The 16,834-nt window shown below is 44.7% G+C and carries 14 protein-coding genes and 2 tRNA genes; 8 read left to right on the plus strand and 8 right to left on the minus strand.

The annotated features are described in order from the left end of the window. The first annotated feature begins 40 nt into the window (after positions 1-40). On the plus strand, positions 41-1,495 hold the full coding sequence (thiI, locus tag BW928_RS05630; RefSeq protein WP_076555263.1) for a tRNA uracil 4-sulfurtransferase ThiI: 1,455 nt from the start codon (positions 41-43) through the stop codon (positions 1,493-1,495). A 130-nt stretch (positions 1,496-1,625) separates the two neighbouring features. Here the strand turns inward: thiI and BW928_RS11650 are convergent, their stop codons facing one another. From BW928_RS11650 to BW928_RS05640, 3 genes are all read right to left on the minus strand, one after another. Continuing rightward, entirely contained in the window at positions 1,626-1,775 is a 150-nt protein-coding gene (locus BW928_RS11650; protein WP_158078437.1) for a hypothetical protein, read from the minus strand. Beyond that, entirely contained in the window at positions 1,768-3,078 is a 1,311-nt protein-coding gene (locus BW928_RS05635) for a peptidylprolyl isomerase (protein ID WP_076555264.1), read from the minus strand. The genes BW928_RS11650 and BW928_RS05635 overlap by 8 nt, the downstream gene beginning before the upstream one ends. A gap of 171 nt (positions 3,079-3,249) precedes the next feature. Beyond that, positions 3,250-6,000 carry an LPS-assembly protein LptD gene (locus BW928_RS05640; RefSeq protein WP_227516555.1) on the minus strand — a complete coding sequence of 917 codons (2,751 nt, stop codon included), beginning with the start codon at positions 5,998-6,000 and terminating at the stop codon, positions 3,250-3,252. Between the two features lie 347 nt (positions 6,001-6,347). Here BW928_RS05640 and BW928_RS05645 point away from each other — a divergent pair, with 347 nt between their 5' ends. The 6 genes from BW928_RS05645 (at position 6,348) to mfd (ending at position 12,966) form a co-directional block, all read left to right on the plus strand. Then, positions 6,348-7,385: an aminoglycoside phosphotransferase family protein gene (locus BW928_RS05645; RefSeq protein WP_076555281.1), complete on the plus strand. Its 1,038-nt coding sequence runs from the start codon at positions 6,348-6,350 to the stop codon at positions 7,383-7,385. A 25-nt stretch (positions 7,386-7,410) separates the two neighbouring features. Next, the gene (locus BW928_RS05650) at positions 7,411-8,118 is read left to right on the plus strand and encodes a nucleotidyltransferase family protein (RefSeq protein ID WP_076555265.1); all 708 of its coding nucleotides are present in this window, start codon (positions 7,411-7,413) and stop codon (positions 8,116-8,118) included. A 207-nt stretch (positions 8,119-8,325) separates the two neighbouring features. Next, a tRNA-Val gene (locus tag BW928_RS05655) sits at positions 8,326-8,401 on the plus strand. A gap of 4 nt (positions 8,402-8,405) precedes the next feature. Then, positions 8,406-8,482, plus strand: a tRNA-Asp gene (locus BW928_RS05660). A gap of 233 nt (positions 8,483-8,715) precedes the next feature. Then, the gene (locus BW928_RS05665) at positions 8,716-9,378 is read left to right on the plus strand and encodes a thiamine phosphate synthase (RefSeq protein WP_076555266.1); all 663 of its coding nucleotides are present in this window, start codon (positions 8,716-8,718) and stop codon (positions 9,376-9,378) included. Between the two features lie 6 nt (positions 9,379-9,384). Continuing rightward, entirely contained in the window at positions 9,385-12,966 is a 3,582-nt protein-coding gene (mfd, locus tag BW928_RS05670) for a transcription-repair coupling factor (RefSeq protein WP_076555267.1), read from the plus strand. A gap of 115 nt (positions 12,967-13,081) precedes the next feature. Here the strand turns inward: mfd and BW928_RS05675 are convergent, their stop codons facing one another. From BW928_RS05675 to BW928_RS05695, 5 genes are read right to left on the minus strand one after another with little or no spacing between them, the layout of a single operon-like run. Continuing rightward, the gene (locus BW928_RS05675) at positions 13,082-13,321 is read right to left on the minus strand and encodes a hypothetical protein (protein WP_076555268.1); all 240 of its coding nucleotides are present in this window, start codon (positions 13,319-13,321) and stop codon (positions 13,082-13,084) included. Between the two features lie 3 nt (positions 13,322-13,324). Then, positions 13,325-14,578 carry a beta-propeller domain-containing protein gene (locus BW928_RS05680; protein WP_076555269.1) on the minus strand — a complete coding sequence of 418 codons (1,254 nt, stop codon included), beginning with the start codon at positions 14,576-14,578 and terminating at the stop codon, positions 13,325-13,327. 26 nt (positions 14,579-14,604) lie between these two features. Next, positions 14,605-15,330, minus strand: a complete 726-nt coding sequence (locus BW928_RS05685; protein WP_076555270.1) for a hypothetical protein — start codon at positions 15,328-15,330, stop codon at positions 14,605-14,607. Positions 15,331-15,336: 6 nt separating this feature from the next. Beyond that, positions 15,337-15,771 (minus strand): ExbD/TolR family protein, encoded by a 435-nt coding sequence (locus BW928_RS05690; protein WP_375537531.1) that lies wholly within the window; start codon positions 15,769-15,771, stop codon positions 15,337-15,339. Continuing rightward, entirely contained in the window at positions 15,764-16,474 is a 711-nt protein-coding gene (locus BW928_RS05695; RefSeq protein WP_076555271.1) for a MotA/TolQ/ExbB proton channel family protein, read from the minus strand. Before BW928_RS05695 ends, BW928_RS05690 begins: the two co-directional genes overlap by 8 nt. A 132-nt stretch (positions 16,475-16,606) precedes the next feature. On the opposite strand from BW928_RS05695, the gene BW928_RS05700 reads away from it, so the two are divergent. After that, a partial coding sequence (locus BW928_RS05700; protein ID WP_144295803.1) for a helix-turn-helix domain-containing protein occupies positions 16,607-16,834 on the plus strand: 228 nt, incomplete at its 3' end.

Consider the following 16,834-nt stretch of genomic DNA (forward strand, 5'->3'; position numbering starts at 1 on the left):
ATCGTGTAAAATAGGCTTTTTGTCAAAATTTGGTTCTCACATGAAATTTATTGTCAAACTCTTTCCTGAAATCATCATGAAAAGCGAATCAGTTCGCAAGCGTTTTATTAAAGTTTTGACAGGGAATATTAAAGAAATACTACAAAAAATCGACAGCTCTGTTGTGGTGATTCGCCATTGGGATTTTATTGAAGTGCGTAGCCACAATGAGCAATACCACAAGGCATTGCGTGAGGCGTTGCAAAGAATCTCTGGCATTCATCATTTTTTGGAAGTGCAAGAGAGCAGTTACCAAGATTTGCATGATATTTTTCTACAAACTTTGGCAGAATATCAAGATAAACTTATCAATAAAAGTTTCTGTGTGCGTGTCAAGCGACGCGGCAAGCACGATTTTGACTCTATGGCGGTGATGCAATATGTTGGCGGTGGGCTAAATCAGCACATTAAATCCGCCAAAGTACAGCTAAAAAACCCTGATGTTACCGTTTTGCTTGAGATTGACCAAGACAAACTGCTCTTAATCAAGGAGCGTTTTGAGGGTATGGGTGGCTTTCCGATGAGTACCCAAGAAGATGTGTTGTCGCTGATTTCTGGGGGCTTTGATTCGAGCGTGTCAAGCTATATGTTTATGCGGCGAGGCAGTCGTGTGCATTATTGCTTTTTTAATCTGGGCGGCAAGGCACATGAAATTGGCGTAAAACAAATGGCTTATCATCTGTGGTCTCGCTACTCTTCATCGCATAAAGTAAAGTTCGTTACGGTGGATTTTGAGCCAGTGGTTGCCGAAATTTTACGCAGTATTGATGATGGACAAATGGGCGTGGTCTTAAAACGCCTAATGCTAAAAGCTGCAAGCGTCATTGCCGAGCGTCTGGGAATTCAGGCATTGGTTACAGGCGAGGCATTGGGGCAGGTGGCAAGTCAGACATTGACCAATCTGCATGTCATTGACAAGGCAGCGACACGCTTGGTACTAAGACCACTTATTACCAGCGACAAAGAGCAGATTATTAAGTTATCCGAACAAATCGGCACCATGGATATTGCCAAATCCATGCCAGAATTTTGTGGGGTGATTTCCAAATCTCCAACGGTGAAGGCTGTTGAGCAAAAAATTTGTGCCGAAGAGGAAAAGTTTGATTTTGGCATTTTACAACACGCAATTGATACGGCGATTATTAGCGATATTCGCACGCTGGCAGAGGCGGACGGCAGTACTTTACTCAGGCCTGAAGTGGTGCATGAAGTGCAGGCAGGGCAAGTAGTACTGGACATTCGCACGCCTGATGAGTGTGATGAGTTGCCACTAGCAGTTGATGGTGAGGTGATTGCCGTGCCGTTTTATCAATTATCCACACGCTTTGCAACGCTTGATTCAGCCAAGACTTATTTGCTGTATTGCCAGCAGGGTGTGATGAGTAAATTGCAAGCAGGGCGACTGCTTGAGCAGGGTCATCAGAATGTCAAGGTGCTAAAAATAATAAAAGCTTAATTGATTAAAAATATTTAATAATGGTTTGTTAAATGTATTTTGGCAAATACTGTACTATTGTTTATTTTAAAATATTTTTAATACAAAATTTATCGTCTTGATAATCCGACCAAATCATCAGCAAAGTTTTTTATAAAAATTGCTCGTGCTGCCTATTCGCCATCAGGCTATTTGACCGTGTTTTGGCGAATTTGTCAAATCTTGCATTGCTGGCATAAATTGCCATAAATTCTGTACATAAAAATACCGCCATCACAGGCGGTATCTTGGGCTTATTCATAAATTTTTATGTATGCACCAGCACGCAATTCTTGCAACCAGTCCTCTTGGGCTTGTGGTGCTTGGCGTGCAAACAGATATTCTCGTGCAACATTGCGGCGATACTGCTCGGTAATATCACGCTGGCGAATATTATCCACTTTTAAGATATGCCAGCCAAATTGTGAGCGAAATGGCACCGAAAAATCACCTTGAGCGGTATTTTTCATCATGGCTTCAAATTCGCTGACCATCTGACCTTCGCCAACCCAGCCCAAGCTGCCCTTGGCTGCCGCTGAGCCTGTGTCATCAGAATAGGTTGCTGCCAGAGATGCAAAATCCGCCCCTTGTTGCAATGCTTGATATAGTGCGTTGATTTTTTGTTCTGCCATATCAGCACCTTGATTGTCATCGATGCGAGCAAGAATATGGCTGGTCTGCCACTCTGGAATAATAACTTGGTTTGTTTGTTGTTTATTGACCAGTTTGATAACATCGATACCATTTGTAGTGATGATTGGTGCTGAAGTTTGCCCAATGTTTAGCTTATCTACTTCGCCAGCAATCGTTGCAGGCAGGGCGACCGCGTCAATCAGCCCTGTGTCTGCACCTTGTAATTCGGCAGCATAGTCGGCACGAGCCGTTTTCATTGCCTGATCAAGCCCCAAGCCGCTATCCAAAGCTGACTTGACGCGTAATGCCGTCATACCTGCTTGTTGGCGTGCATTGGCATCTGGATTGCTGCTCAGATATGGCACACGGATATGCAGCAGTTGGTATTTGGTTTGGTTTATCCGTGCTGATTCTGGACTTTGTAAAAAAGCTTCAATTTCATCATCGCTAATGCGAACACGGTTTTGTACTTGATTTTGCCACAAGGCAGCGATGGCAGCTTCTTGAATCAGACGCTGACGCATGGCGGCATAGCTGCCTGCTTGCTGGGCATCAAGTACCGACTGTAGCTCAGCCAAACTTGACAAGCCCTCTGACTGGGCGATGGCAAGGAGTTGTTGGTTAATGATGGTGTCATTTGGCACAACACCTGCTCGTTTAATCAGCCCAAGCTGTAGCTTTTCGTTGATTAAATTATCAAGTGCCAGCATCTGAATTTGTTCAGCTGTGGCACTCGCCCCTGATTTTTGTATTTCGGCAGCAACGATTTGTTTGGCTTGATTTAATTCACTTTTTAGAATAATTTCATCATTCACAACAGCAACAATGCCATCGGTACTGTTGCTACTGATGGAGGCTTGGGCGACTGTTATGCTTAAGCCTAAGCCTACGATGGCAACGGCTAATTTTTTTATAAGAAATTTGGTCTGCATGGATAATCCTTATAATTATCATGTTAATTAACAAAAACTGCTTACTGTCGCAAGCTGTATTAATTTATCTAAGTGTAGCACTTAGTATAGCAATCGTCAAACAACATCTGATGATTAAGAATGCTATTGACAATCTGTTACAGCCTTGCCAATAACAAGTAACTTTTTTGTTTAGTAGGCTTGCTGCCAAGCATTTTGTACCTGATCATAGCCCAAGATTTTCTCGCTAAGCAGACGATTGAGGCGACCTACGCTGGTGATGCCACTTAGGCGAATTTCTGCCATGATGGCGGTATTTGGCGACAGGCTTGGGTTGATGGCATCACGATAACGGCGTGCATAGACGGACAGTCCATAGCAACAATCCTCATAATTCACCCCAAACAGTGAATCCATCAGATAGCCTTGTTGATAATCATACTGCACCTGACCCATCAATCGCCAACGATTATTCACAGGGAAAATTGCCGAAGCAGTGTAGGCAGACAGGGCGTATTGATTGGTTGCCTTGTGCTCTTTGCGTTCAATCACCCCAATGTTAAACAATTTACTGTCGCTTGGCTGATAACGCACTTGGGCAATGACGCTGCTTGGGCGATAGCGAGTGTCAAAACTACCTGCCGCCTCAATCCATAGATTGTTTTTTGGTTGTAGTGAGGCTTGCCACGCCATGCCCGAAGCTCTGCCGCTAAAATTCTCACTCTTGTCAATGCCGACTCGAGTGTCGCTTAATAATAATTGCTCGGCAATGCCACCTTCAAAGCGAGTAACGCCTGTGCTATCAATATAACGATAATTCACCGCTGGCGTGATGGCGTGCAAGTCTTGAATGCGGTCATAACCCAAAAACCAGCTGTTATTTAGCAGTTGCTCATAGCTTAGTTTGGCAATGCTGGTTTCAAAATTTGGCAGTTTTTGCTGATCTTTAAATGGTGTATAAGTATAATGCAAGCGAGGTGTCAGCAGCTGATAGCCACCTAGACTGTCATCATACCAGCCAAATGGTGAGCCCTGTTTTTCAAAAAACAGCCCACTGTCAATGCTAAGCGTCGGTGCAAAAATCGAGTAACTGCCTTCTTCTTTGGTCAGTTTCTGATCAGCCAAACTGTCCTCATCATAACTGGCGTATAAATGCGATAGGCTTAATTTTGGCGTTACATAGCCCCAAGAACGTAGTATGGGATAACTGGCACTGATTTGGTTAAACATACGCACGCCGCTTTTTTCGGCTTCGGAATTGTCTTTGATGGTTTTCTTAAAATAAGCAGAATTATGAATGCCGTCAATTTTTATCCCATCTGGTAGCCCCAATGAGGTTTTTGGCAATTGATAAGCCACTGATAATTGTGGCAGGCGTGCATAAGGACGGTCTTTGTCCAAAATTGGCGTGCCGTCAATATTAACACCATCAAGTCGCTGAAAATCCTCTGCACGCAAATCTGCCGACACATACTCGCCTGCAAAACTTGCTCCGATACGCCGTGGCAAATTCAGAGCAATGGTATCAATCCCTAGGGTATTAAAATCGGAGAGATATTTGGCATCAGAGACATATTGGTACTGTGCATAGGTATTGATTTTATTAAAATTTTTCGGCTGCCATGTATGATCAAAGCGGACACGGCTACGATCTTGATAGTTATAGCGTTTGTCGCTTGGCAGATAAGAGGCATTTAAGGTTCCTGCACCGAAATTTTCGGTCAGATAACGAAATTCACCCGTCAGCATCGGATTGCGATTGCTAAAAATCGTTGGCGTAAGGGTGGCATCATAATTGGGTGCAAGGTTAAAATAATACGGCGTGCTGATCTCAAAGCTGTTTGTCGCCCCAAAGCCAATATTTGGCAACAAAAACCCTGACGCACGGCGAGAGTCAATTGGGAAGTTAAAATACGGCAAATAAAGCACTGGCACATCTTTGATGCGTAAGGTGGTGTTTTTTGCGATGGCACGCCCTGTGTTGTTATCAATATCGATGCTATCAGCGTCCAGATACCATTTGCGTTCGGTTGGAGGGCAGGTGCTAAACATCACCTCTTGCAGGCGATATTTGTTATCGCTTAATTTATCCATCTGACCTGCATAGCCATGTGCATTGATGGCGGTGCTGGCAAATGCCACATCTTTTGCCGTGCCTGTCTTGCCATCAGTGCTGTATTCTAGATTTTCGGCAACGCCAATCAAGCCTGTTTTGCTGGGCGTGGCACCAGCATCGCTAAATAGCACCTGACCTGAAGCCACAGCACGCCCTGTAATGGTATCAAGCTCTACTTTGTCGGCACTGACACGCTGACCGTTTTGTTCAACGATGACATTGCCTGATAATTCAGCATATCGGGCGGCGTCATAATATCCATAATCCGCTTGTGCAAAAATCCCATCGGCAGCCAACGGATTGCCATCGCCATCAAAACGCTGCGTGGCTTGGGTTGTGGGCTGCAACCAAACCCCTTGGCAGCGAGCCTGTTCATTGGGCTTGGTGTGATAATTTTCGGCAAGTTTGGCAAGGCTGCGACTGCGAGCATCTTGGCTGGTATCTTTATCGCTTTTGGTTGTTGCTGCATTTTCATCGCTTTGCCAAGTTGTGGCAGTGTCCGTATTCTGTGCTACACTTGACGATTCGCTAGAAGATAAAGTTTGTGCCTGCTGATTGATGGTTGCAAAATCCACGCCATCAAACGCATTTGGCTGATTGCTTGCAGCCAAACCAACCGAATCTGCCGTGTTATCTGCAACTTGCTTGGTGGCATTAACCTGCCAAGCATCTGTTTGAGTCTTGGTGCTATCATCATTGGCATGGGCTGACATCATGATTGGCAAACTTACCATGCCAAATAACGCACAACGAATGGCGACAGACAGATAAGAAGATTTGTGGCAAACAGCAGTACAACTGGCAGAAGAATGATGAAGATGAATCACAACCAAACCTTGCAAAGAAAAATTTTACTTATTTTACACCATTATTGCGTTTGGTGCGACTGTATTTATCACCATTGACAAAATTACCGCCTTGATTGCAATCTATTGGATAACACGCCGTGCAACAAAGCTATCATACACACAAACAATTTTACTGGTGAAAATCAGAAAAATCAGCTAAACTAACGCATGACAGTACGCAAGATTGTGGCTTGATGGTTTAAACAACCAAAGAACTTCATTTTAAGGGCTATAAAATAGCCAAAATCCAAAACCAGTATTGCACCATGATAAATGTTGCTATCGCCACAAAACAGCCCAATACCAAATCACAAAAGGATAATCCGATGAGTACCTTACGCAAGCAGCAGATGATGGATTTTTTGCACAGCCATTTGGCGGCAGGATTTCGCGTGGAGAGTTTGGCAGCTGATGCCAGTTTTCGTTGCTATCACCGCATTCATTTGCCGATTATTGGCGAGCAGGGCAAGCATGAGATGAGCTATTTGCTGATGGACGCACCACCTGACAAGGAGGATATTGGGCAATTTATTCATGTTGCCGAGCTGATGAGCGAGGCTGTGAATGTGCCAAATATTATCGCAAAAGATGAAAAACAGGGGTTTTTGTTGCTGCAAGACTTTGGTACAGTGCAGTTTGCTGATGCCATCGCTTCTGATGTAGATAACAAAGATCGTTATTATACTTTGGCATTGTCCACCTTGGCGGATTTGCAAAAAATTGATACCGATATTGATTTGCCTGCCTACAGCGATGACAAACTTCGTGAAGAAATGGAGCTGTTTTGTCAGTGGTTTTTGCCATATTTGGGTGTTACTTTGGATTTGCCTGCACAACAACTGTGGCAAACACTCACCGAAAAACTCATCAAAGATATAAGCAGCCAACCAGCCGTTGTGGTGCATCGAGACTATCACAGTCGTAACCTGATGATGGATAAGGGTAGTGATGGTTTGGGGGTGATTGATTTTCAGGACGCACTGATTGGTGCTTATACTTATGATTTGGTTAGCCTTGTGCGTGATGCTTATATTGATTATGATGAACAATGGGTAGAAAAACGCATTCAGGAATTTTATCAGCTGATACGCCCAGCGGTTGATTTGGGCAGTTTTATCGGACAGACCAACATTATGGGCGTGCAGCGTCATTTGAAGGTCTTGGGTATTTTTATTCGCCTATCACAACGAGATGGCAAGCATCGCTATTTGCATGACATTCCTAAGGTGATGCGTGATTTATTAACAGAGCTAAACTGGCTGAATGCACATAGCAATGAGGCAGTTTATGGCGAGTTTTTGACATGGATTAATAATCAAGTCTTGCCAGCTTATCAGCATAAATTTATTAATAAATCTAAATAATATCATCAAATCTAGGGGCGATACGATGGCAATAACGCAGGCGATGATTCTGGCGGCGGGCAAGGGGACGCGTATGCAACCTTTGACACTTCATACACCAAAACCACTTGTTCCAGTGGCTGGCAAGCCGCTAATTGTCTGGCATATTGAACGATTGGCACAAGCAGGCATTCGTCATATCACGCTAAATGCAGGCTATCTGGCTGATGTGCTAATTGCAGGATTGGCTGATTTAAACCTTGAAGAAAAATTAAACATATCATTGCATATTTCTGTTGAGCAGGGCGAGCCACTGGAGACAGCAGGTGGCATAAAATACGCACTGCATCAAGGTTTGTTAAATCACGCCCCATTTATCTTGGTCAATGGTGATGTCTGGACAGAGTATGACTTTACCAGCCTTCGCGATCACAAGCTTGGCGATTATTTGGCACATCTGATTTTGGTGGATAATCCTGATCATAATTTGGCAGGGGATTTTGTATTGCACGAAGGCAAGGTTTCAACCAAAGCGGCTAATGGCTCACCACTGACCTTTGCAGGCATTAGTGTTTTGTCAGACAAGCTGCTCGATGAGGTCGCTGTGGGACAAATCGCACCTTTGGCACCTTATCTAAGCACTGCGATGACACAGAGCAAAGTAACTGGCGAAAAAATGCATAACAAATGGGTTGATGTCGGTACGCTTGAGCGACTTGCCAGTCTTGAGCAATATCTTGATGGCAATCAATAAAAAATAAATTTATGTAATATCAACAAGTTACAAACTTTATCAACAAAAATACCAAATTTTCCCCAAAAAAAGTTTGACAGTTGATAAATTTCGTATATAATACGCACCACAAAGACGATGAACAAGACGAAAATCAAGTTCTTCAAAGTTTTTGAAAATGTTACTTAAAATGCGATACCTTGACACAGTATCATAAAAAGCATTTTAGGGTGGTTAGCTCAGTTGGTAGAGCATCTGCCTTACAAGCAGAGGGTCAGCGGTTCGATCCCGTTACCACCCACCACTTAGCAGCGGTAGTTCAGTTGGTTAGAATACCGGCCTGTCACGCCGGGGGTCGCGGGTTCGAGCCCCGTCCGCTGCGCCATATTTTAAAACAGTTGTTTATTCCCAAATCGCAAGGTTTGGGATTTTTTTTGGCAAAATTTTACCATTTATCAATACTTAATAATTATTAAACAATAAACTAATTGTATTTGCTGAAATTTTGGCATCTCTGTCTGTGCTTTAGGTAATAAGCAGATGGCACAAATTCATCATCTGCGTTATAATGCTGCTTTGGACAAGCATGGTTCATTGCGATGATAAGGAGAATTTGCCATGAATACACAAAGCACTGACAAAGCACCGAAGTTGTATTTGCTGACCAATGATGACGAGCTAACAACACTGCTTGACAAACTGCAACGAGTGTTTGATACAGGTGCGGTATCTTTGCTGCAAATTCGCCGCAAGTCTACTTTAAAATTATACGACTTGGCAACCGTTTATCGAGAGGCAGAGATGATCGTCAGCCTTGCCAATGACTACGATATTGATGTGGTAATGAATGATGACTTGGAATTGGCATCGCATTTTGGCACAGGGCTGCACTTAGGTCAGCGTGATGGTAGTGTGCGTGTAGCAAGAGAAATCTTGGGCGATGATGTGGTGATTGGTCGCACCTGCCATACTGACATTGCCTTATTTAAGCAAGCCAAGCGAGAAGGGGCAAGCTATGGTGCGATGGGTACGGCATTTGCCTCCATCACCAAACCTCGTGCCAATATCATCTCACGCGATATTTTGCTAAAAGCGATTGAGGTTGATTTTCCGCTGTGTATTATTGGCGGTATTGCTCTTGAGAATATCCACCAGCTGCGTGATGAGTTGGCTGGCAGGCCTGTAGAATACATTGCCGTTACCGCCGATATCATGGGGCATTCGGTAGACACCATTGCTAATAAATGCCGTGCATGGCAAGAAAAACTAAATAATTGGTAAATTTATATGATACAAAATCTCACCGCTGATTTGCCCACAAAGCCTGCCCATAAGACCACTTTGCCTTTATTGGGTGGTGCTGATTTGAGTTTTTGGCTGTCTCATCTTGGTAAGCAGCGGCTAACCGTGATGATTACCAAAGATCAGCATGAGCTAAATCAGCTAGAAACAGAATTGGCATTTTTTGGCATCACTGCCAAAGTTTTTAGCGATTGGGAGATTTTGGCATACGATCAGTTATCCGTGCATCAAGACATCAGCTCCGAGCGGATTGCACTGCTGACCCAAATGCCAACAACGGGTATTTTGTTGGTGAGTATACAGACGCTGATGCAACGAATTGCACCACCTGCTTGGCTAATTGGCAGGCACTTTGATTTGCAAGTTGGCGAGCGATTTGATATTGACAAGCAAAAACAACGGCTAAGTAAGGCAGGTTATATCCACACGGATAATGTCTTTGAGCCTGGTGAATTTGCTGTGCGTGGCAGCATTGTTGATATTTTTGCAATTGGGCAAAGTTTGCCGTTTCGCCTTGATTTATTTGATGATGAAATTGAATCCATCAAGTTTTTTGATCCGCAAACACAGCGAACCATTGATGATAATAAATTAGCAGAACTAAAAAAACAATCTTGGGAAAATAGCGAAACAGCCAACTGGCAACTGCCCAAGACTGCAAGCGTTGAGCGAATGCGTCTGTTGCCTGCACGAGAATTTCCACTAATCGAAGGGCGTGAATTATTTCGTCAGAATTTTGCCAGTATCTTTGAGGCAGTCAGTGCCAGAAAAGTTGAACTGTTTAATGATGTGATGGCTGGCATTGCAGCACAGGGGGTGGAATATTATGCACCGCTGTTTTTTGATATTGATCAATGGCTAAGCACGGGCAGTTTGTTCTCTTATTTGCCACAAGATGCACTGATCGTCAGCCATGCCAATACGGCAGAGCAACATGAGCGTTTTTGGCAACAAATCCAATCTCGCTATCATGCACGAGCTCATGATAAACAGCTGCCAATTTTGCCACCTGATTATTTATTTTTGCCAAATAATGAATTTCATCAAGCATTAAAATCTTATGCACGCATTGTCATTGATACATCGCAACAAGCTGCCATAGAGCAAGCCGACTACGCACAAAGTGACCAACCAAAACTTGGCGATATGCAGATTGTGCCGCCACCAACTTTGCTTATCAATCATCAGGCGGTAGAGCCACTTGTAGAGCTGCTTGACTTTATTAAGACCAATCAGGCAGCCACATTGATTGTTGCCGAAAGTGCTGGTCGCCGTGAGATTATTTTAGAGTTACTAAAAGGTAAAATCGATACCGAACTGGTTGATAATTATCAAGATTTTATTAATAAAAAAGATAGATTTTATACAAATAAAGTTGCCATCAGCGTTTCTGCCATTGAGCGAGGTTTGTGGTTGCAAGGTGATGATAGCATCTGCATCATTAGTGAGACGCAAATTTTTGGTCGGCAGGTATTGCAGGCACGCCGTCGCCGCCAATCCAGTGTTTCGCAAGATTTTTTGGTCAAATCAGTAACCGAGCTGACCGAAGGTGCTTTGGTGGTGCATTTGGAGCATGGCATCGGTCGTTATCAGGGGCTGGTGGTGCTTGATGTTGGCGAGGGTGAGCAAGAATTTATTCATCTAAAATACGCCGATGATGCCAATATTTATGTGCCAATTACCAATTTGGCATTGATTGGGCGTTATAGCGGTACAGATTCGCAAGCGGTTGCTTTGTCAAAAATCGGCTCGGGTAAATGGGAGAAATCCAAACAAAAAACCTTAGAGCAGATTTATGATGTTGCCGCTGAACTGTTAAACACCCAAGCCAGACGCAATGCCAGAGCTGGTATTAGTTTTGACATTGACATGGCTCAATACGAGTTGTTTGCCAGCGGTTTTGCCTTTGAAGAAACGCCAGATCAAGCCGAAGCGATACAGGCAGTAATTCATGATATGAAGCAATCCAAACCAATGGATAGGCTTATCTGCGGCGATGTTGGCTTTGGTAAGACAGAGGTGGCAATGCGTGCGGCGTTTATTGCCGTGCAAGCAGGCTATCAAGTGGCGGTGCTTGTGCCTACCACGCTGCTTGCAGGGCAGCATGAGGACAGTTTTTTGAGCAGATTTGCTGATTGGCCAATTAAAATTGAAAGTCTTTCGCGATTTGGTAATAAAAAACACCACGAAAAAGTCATCAAAGGTCTGGCAGAAGGCGTGGTGGATATTGTCATCGGCACACATAAGTTGATTCAGGACGATGTTAAATTTAAGCGTCTAGGCTTGATGATTATTGATGAAGAGCATCGTTTTGGCGTGCGGCACAAAGAGCGAATCAAGGCATTGCAAAGCAATATTGACAGCCTGGCTATGACAGCAACGCCCATTCCTCGCACGCTGAATATGGCATTGTCTGGTATGCAGGATATTTCTATCATTGCCACACCGCCTGCCAGACGCTTGCCCATCAAGACTTTTTTGTTGCCAAAATCAGACAGTACAATTGTTGATGCGATTTTGCGTGAGATTTTGCGTGGTGGGCAAGTGTATTATCTGCACAATGATGTTGCCAGCATCGAGGCGGCAGCGGATAGCTTGCGAGAGCTGGTGGGGCAGGCTCGCGTTGCGGTGGCACATGGACAGATGAATGAGACAGAGCTGTCGATGGTGATGAGCGATTTTTATCACAAAAAATTCAATGTCTTGGTTGCAAGCACCATCATCGAAACTGGCATTGATGTACCAAATGCCAACACCATCATCATTCACCGAGCGGATAAATTTGGTATCGCTCAGCTGCATCAGTTGCGAGGTCGTGTCGGACGCAGTCATCATCAAGCCTACTGCTATCTGCTTGTGCCTTCGCTAAAAGGACTAAGTGCAGATGCCAAAAAACGCCTTGATGCCATCACTCGTGCCAATACTCTGGGTGCAGGATTTATGCTGGCTTCAGAGGATTTGGAAATTCGTGGTGCTGGCGAAATCTTGGGCAAGGAACAAAGTGGCAATATGCAAACCATTGGCTTTGGGCTATACATGGATATGCTTGAGCGTGCAACCAAGGCCATCAAGCAGGGCAAAACACCAAGCCTTGCCACGCCACTGGACTTAATCAGCGAAATTGACATTCATGCTTCGGCACTGATTCCCGAGAGCTATTTGGCTGATGTGCATGAGCGGTTGTTATTTTATAAAAAAATCAGCAGCTTAGATGATATTGCAGCACTGATTGCTGTGCGTACCGAGATGATTGACCGATTTGGTGCCTTGCCTGTTGCTACCCAGAATTTATTTGCTGTGCATCGCATTCGTATTCGCAGTAAGGCGTTGGGCATTGCTAAGATTGACGCAACAGACAGGGTTATTACCATCTTGTTTCGCCCTGATACTTTGGTTGATGGTCTGGCGATTATTAAGCTGATTCAATCTGGCGATGGCTATCGTATGCTTGGCGAAACGACAATCCGCCATCAAAGCCCATCGGTGATGGACACGCAAGCACGCCTTGACAAAATCCATGAGCTGCTTTTGTATTTTGAGGCAAATACTGTTCGCTTAGCCAGTTAAAAAGGGCGGTGTCAAGCTTAGGCAGATAGCTGTGTTTAATTAAAATATATTATTAATTATTATAAAAACTCAAGTACAGACTTAAGGCGAGCAAGCAACCATAAAGCAGATACTCTTAGAACCAATCCTCCAGCAAAAAAACACGCCCTCTGACCTGCGGTGGCTTGGTCTTGGCAGGGCGGTTTTTTTGTGGCAGCTGGTTGCTACCTTGTGATTGCGAAGGCGTAATGACTGGCTGTGGCTCATTGAGTTTAATCGGCAATGGGCTTGGTGCTAATTGGATATTTTGACAAGCAGTCAAAGACAGTGCCGCCAAAATCAGCCCAAGTCGCAACCATAAATGCTGATATTGCATGGGTTATTTTGACCACACTGGATCACGCACAACGCCTGTGGTTGGCAGTGTCTGCACGGCATTGTTGGACAATGAACGAATCATCAGCTGACTTTGGTTGCCTTGATTGACAGCGTAGACAATGCGGCTGCCCGATGGCGAAAAACTGGCGGCGGTTTCTGTGCCTGCGACAGCAAAGCTTTGCAGCGTCTTGCCTTGTTGATTGACAATGATGATACGGCCTGCGGCAGTGTAGATGATTTTTGAGCCATCAGCACTAACGCGGGGGTTGCTGCCACGGGCGACAAGCTGGGTGCTTTTGCCTGTGGCAAAGTCGTATTTTTGCAAACTTTGGCTGCGAGTGCCATGATCTGCGGTATAAACAAACCCTGTACCATCGGGCAAATAACTGGGAGAGTTTTCTGCTCCTGACAAGCTGGTCAGTTTCTCAAGACTGTTTGCTGCCAAATTCAGCCGATAAATGTTGGGATTGTTTGCCTCATGACTGCCCGAAAAAATCAAACTGCCCCCATCTGGCGAAAAACTCGGTGCTAAATTATGCCCCCAAAATGGCGTAACCATTTGCACCTGATTGTTATCCAGTGAACGCACATAAATCACAGGCAGGGCGTTTTTGCTTTGTACGCTATAGGCGATATAACGACCATCTGGCGAAAAACTTGGCGTCATGATTGAGCCATTGACCGTATCAAGCGTTGCCAAATTTTTGCCACTCATGTCCACAAGTTTTAACATGGAGGTTTTGTTGCTTGGCAAGCCTGTTTCTTCAACGAAGGCAATTTTACCGACCAAATCTGATGGCTTGCCTGTGATGCTTTGATAAATTTTATCGCTGATTTGGGCATAAGAGGCTGCCAAGGCAGTGCTGTTATTCTCACTGACTTGGGTTTGTTTGGCACCAACCGAGCCTGTGGTGGTATCAACCAACTGATAGCTGATGGCAAGTTTATTGGCTGGCATGGTGTGCGTTTGCACCAGCACCACTTGACGAAATCCTTGATTACGCCAAGTGCTAAGATTATTGACAATATCGGTAGCATTGGTGGTGTTTTGTGGCAGATTTTGTGCTGTTGCCCCAAGCCCTGCAAGCGTCAGATTGTCGGTAATGCGTCCTGCATCAGCAAATGGCATGACCGCCACAGGGTAGCGACTTTCTTGTACTTGGCGAGTAACCACAATCACTTCATCTTGTGCCATGGCAACTGATGGTATCAGGCTGATAAATAGTGTCAGTGGCAAAATACGAATTGTTGGCATATTGGCTTTCCTATCAATTGTTAAATTCATGGCTCATTGGGCGTGCTGATTAATTGCTCGGTAACAAATTGCAGCTTGATATTATCCCTTAGTCCTGCAAGCTCACTAAAGGGTGCAGCGGCGTATACCGCAGCTTCAATGGATTCTTTTAAATCAGGATGTCCGCCCCCATAAATGATGGCTGTTACATTGCCATTGCCATCAATATTCACCTGAAAGCTGATGCTTTGATTGGGCTGGGCTGGATATCTTTTCCAGATGGTTTCGATGCGGTTTTTGACAGCGGTCAATGCGGCATTGATTTGAGCCTTGTCTGGTGTACTGGTTGTTGTTGTGCTGCCAATTGTCGCCAACTCACTGGTATCGCTTGGAGGATTGTTGGTGTCAAGTGTAGGATAATCATCAAAACTTGGCGTGGAACTTGCCAGCTCTTGATACGCTTCAGCTGGCTTGGTGGATTGGTAGGCTTGGCGATGATAAGTTTGGGCAGTCATCAGTGCCATGTCAGAAGGGGTTATTTGCGTGGTTTGGCTGGTTTTTTTGGGCTGGGCTTGTAATAGAGCGTCTTTGGCAGCGGCAAAATCAGCCTGACTTGCCAGCACGGTTGTCATGGCGGCTGGCTGCTGTGGCGGCATTATCGATGATAAGCTGAGTGCAAAGATAGCAAGCCCATGCACCAGCACACTTGCCACAATGGGCAGTGCCACAGTGCGTTTTTGTTCATTGGCGGGCGTAGACAAATACGGCTTCATGACAATCTACTTGGTGGGTTTTGTTTCGCTTAATAAGCTCACTTGGCTAATGCCTGCCTGCTGAATGCGTGCCATGACAGCCATGATTTGACTGTAAGGGTTGCGTGCATCAGCATTTAGCATGACTTGCAGCTCGTTATTTTCGGCATATAATTGACGCAATAATCCATCAAGTGCCACAAGATCCATCGGCTCGTCAATGGCGTTTTTGTGGCTGACATACAATGTGCCATCGGCTTGTAGACTGATGATGACGGGCAAATCCGACTGCTTAATGGATTTGGTATTCTCAGCAGGCAAAGAGATTTCAACCCCTGTGGTCATCATCGGTGCCGTTACCATAAAAATCACAAGCAGCACCAGCATGACATCAATATACGGCACAACATTCATCTGGCTATTGAGCGATTTTTGTGTGCGAGTGAAGCGATGCCTAGCCATGATAAGACCCTTGTGTGCTTGACTCTTGGGCGGTGTCGGTATATCGTGCCGCTTTGGTAAAAGCTGCCAGCAGTGTCGCCAACAAACCTTCGGCAAATAAACTACGGCGTTCGTAGATGGCATTGGCTTTGGCGGTAAAATGGTTAAATGCAAGACTGGCAGGAATGGCGGCAAATAAACCAAGTGCAGTTGCAATCAATGCCTCAGCAATGCTTGGTGCGACAATGGCAAGACTGAGCGAATCTGCCTGACCTAATCCAATAAAGGCGTTCATAATCCCCCAAACCGTGCCAAATAAGCCAATATATGGCGACACCGAAGCGATGCTGGCAAGGGTTGCCAAGCCAGACTCAAGCAATGCCTGCTGATTGCCCAGTTGTTGGTGCAATCGTCTTTGCAGCACCTCAACATGGGTATTGGGCGGCAGGCTATTATCACGCTGGCTCATGATGTCATAAAAAATCGCCTCAAGCCCCGTCCGCTCATTTTCTCTTTGTACCACAGCCAACTGCTTATCAAGACTGTCCGTCCAAAACCACGCCTCAAAGCGTTCATCAAAGCGTGCCACGCCGCCAATTCTGATAAACAGCTGAAAAATAATCACCCAGCTGACAACGGATAAAATAAGCAGTAATGCCATCACCAGTTTGACAACAAGGCTGGCTTGCAACACAAGGCCGATGAGATTGATGGATTCATTCATACAAAAACTTAACTTGCAATTATGATAAATACTCATCATTATAGCATAAGTTTGGCAAACATAACCATGACCCAACAGTGAACCGCACCCCAAAAGTTAGACATTCCACTACTAACTCTTGGGGTGCTTTCTATGGCAAAATACACACTTGATTTCAAGCTGTCTGTGATGGCCTATTATCAAAACAATCACAGCTACAAACGCACAGCAAAACATTTTGGTTTAGACCACAAAACAGTAGAGCTTTGGGTCAAACTCTACCAAGCACACGGTATTGATGGTATTAAAAGACGAAGAACCAAAGCCATCTATGACACCACCTTTAAACTTAACGCTGTACAACAAGTTCTTCTTGGCAAA

It is taken from the genome of Moraxella cuniculi DSM 21768, assembly GCF_900156515.1.
Taxonomy (GTDB): domain Bacteria; phylum Pseudomonadota; class Gammaproteobacteria; order Pseudomonadales; family Moraxellaceae; genus Moraxella; species Moraxella cuniculi.

Coding starts and splice junctions, on each gene's coding strand:
- thiI (WP_076555263.1), top strand. CDS start 41: ATGAAATTTATTGTCAAACTCTTTCCTGAAATCATCATGAAAAGCGAA.
- BW928_RS11650 (WP_158078437.1), bottom strand. CDS start 1,775: ATGAATAAGCCCAAGATACCGCCTGTGATGGCGGTATTTTTATGTACA.
- BW928_RS05635 (WP_076555264.1), bottom strand. CDS start 3,078: ATGCAGACCAAATTTCTTATAAAAAAATTAGCCGTTGCCATCGTAGGC.
- BW928_RS05645 (WP_076555281.1), top strand. CDS start 6,348: ATGAGTACCTTACGCAAGCAGCAGATGATGGATTTTTTGCACAGCCAT.
- BW928_RS05650 (WP_076555265.1), top strand. CDS start 7,411: ATGGCAATAACGCAGGCGATGATTCTGGCGGCGGGCAAGGGGACGCGT.
- BW928_RS05665 (WP_076555266.1), top strand. CDS start 8,716: ATGAATACACAAAGCACTGACAAAGCACCGAAGTTGTATTTGCTGACC.
- mfd (WP_076555267.1), top strand. CDS start 9,385: ATGATACAAAATCTCACCGCTGATTTGCCCACAAAGCCTGCCCATAAG.
- BW928_RS05675 (WP_076555268.1), bottom strand. CDS start 13,321: ATGCAATATCAGCATTTATGGTTGCGACTTGGGCTGATTTTGGCGGCA.
- BW928_RS05680 (WP_076555269.1), bottom strand. CDS start 14,578: ATGCCAACAATTCGTATTTTGCCACTGACACTATTTATCAGCCTGATA.
- BW928_RS05685 (WP_076555270.1), bottom strand. CDS start 15,330: ATGAAGCCGTATTTGTCTACGCCCGCCAATGAACAAAAACGCACTGTG.
- BW928_RS05690 (WP_375537531.1), bottom strand. CDS start 15,771: ATGGCTAGGCATCGCTTCACTCGCACACAAAAATCGCTCAATAGCCAG.
- BW928_RS05695 (WP_076555271.1), bottom strand. CDS start 16,474: ATGAATGAATCCATCAATCTCATCGGCCTTGTGTTGCAAGCCAGCCTT.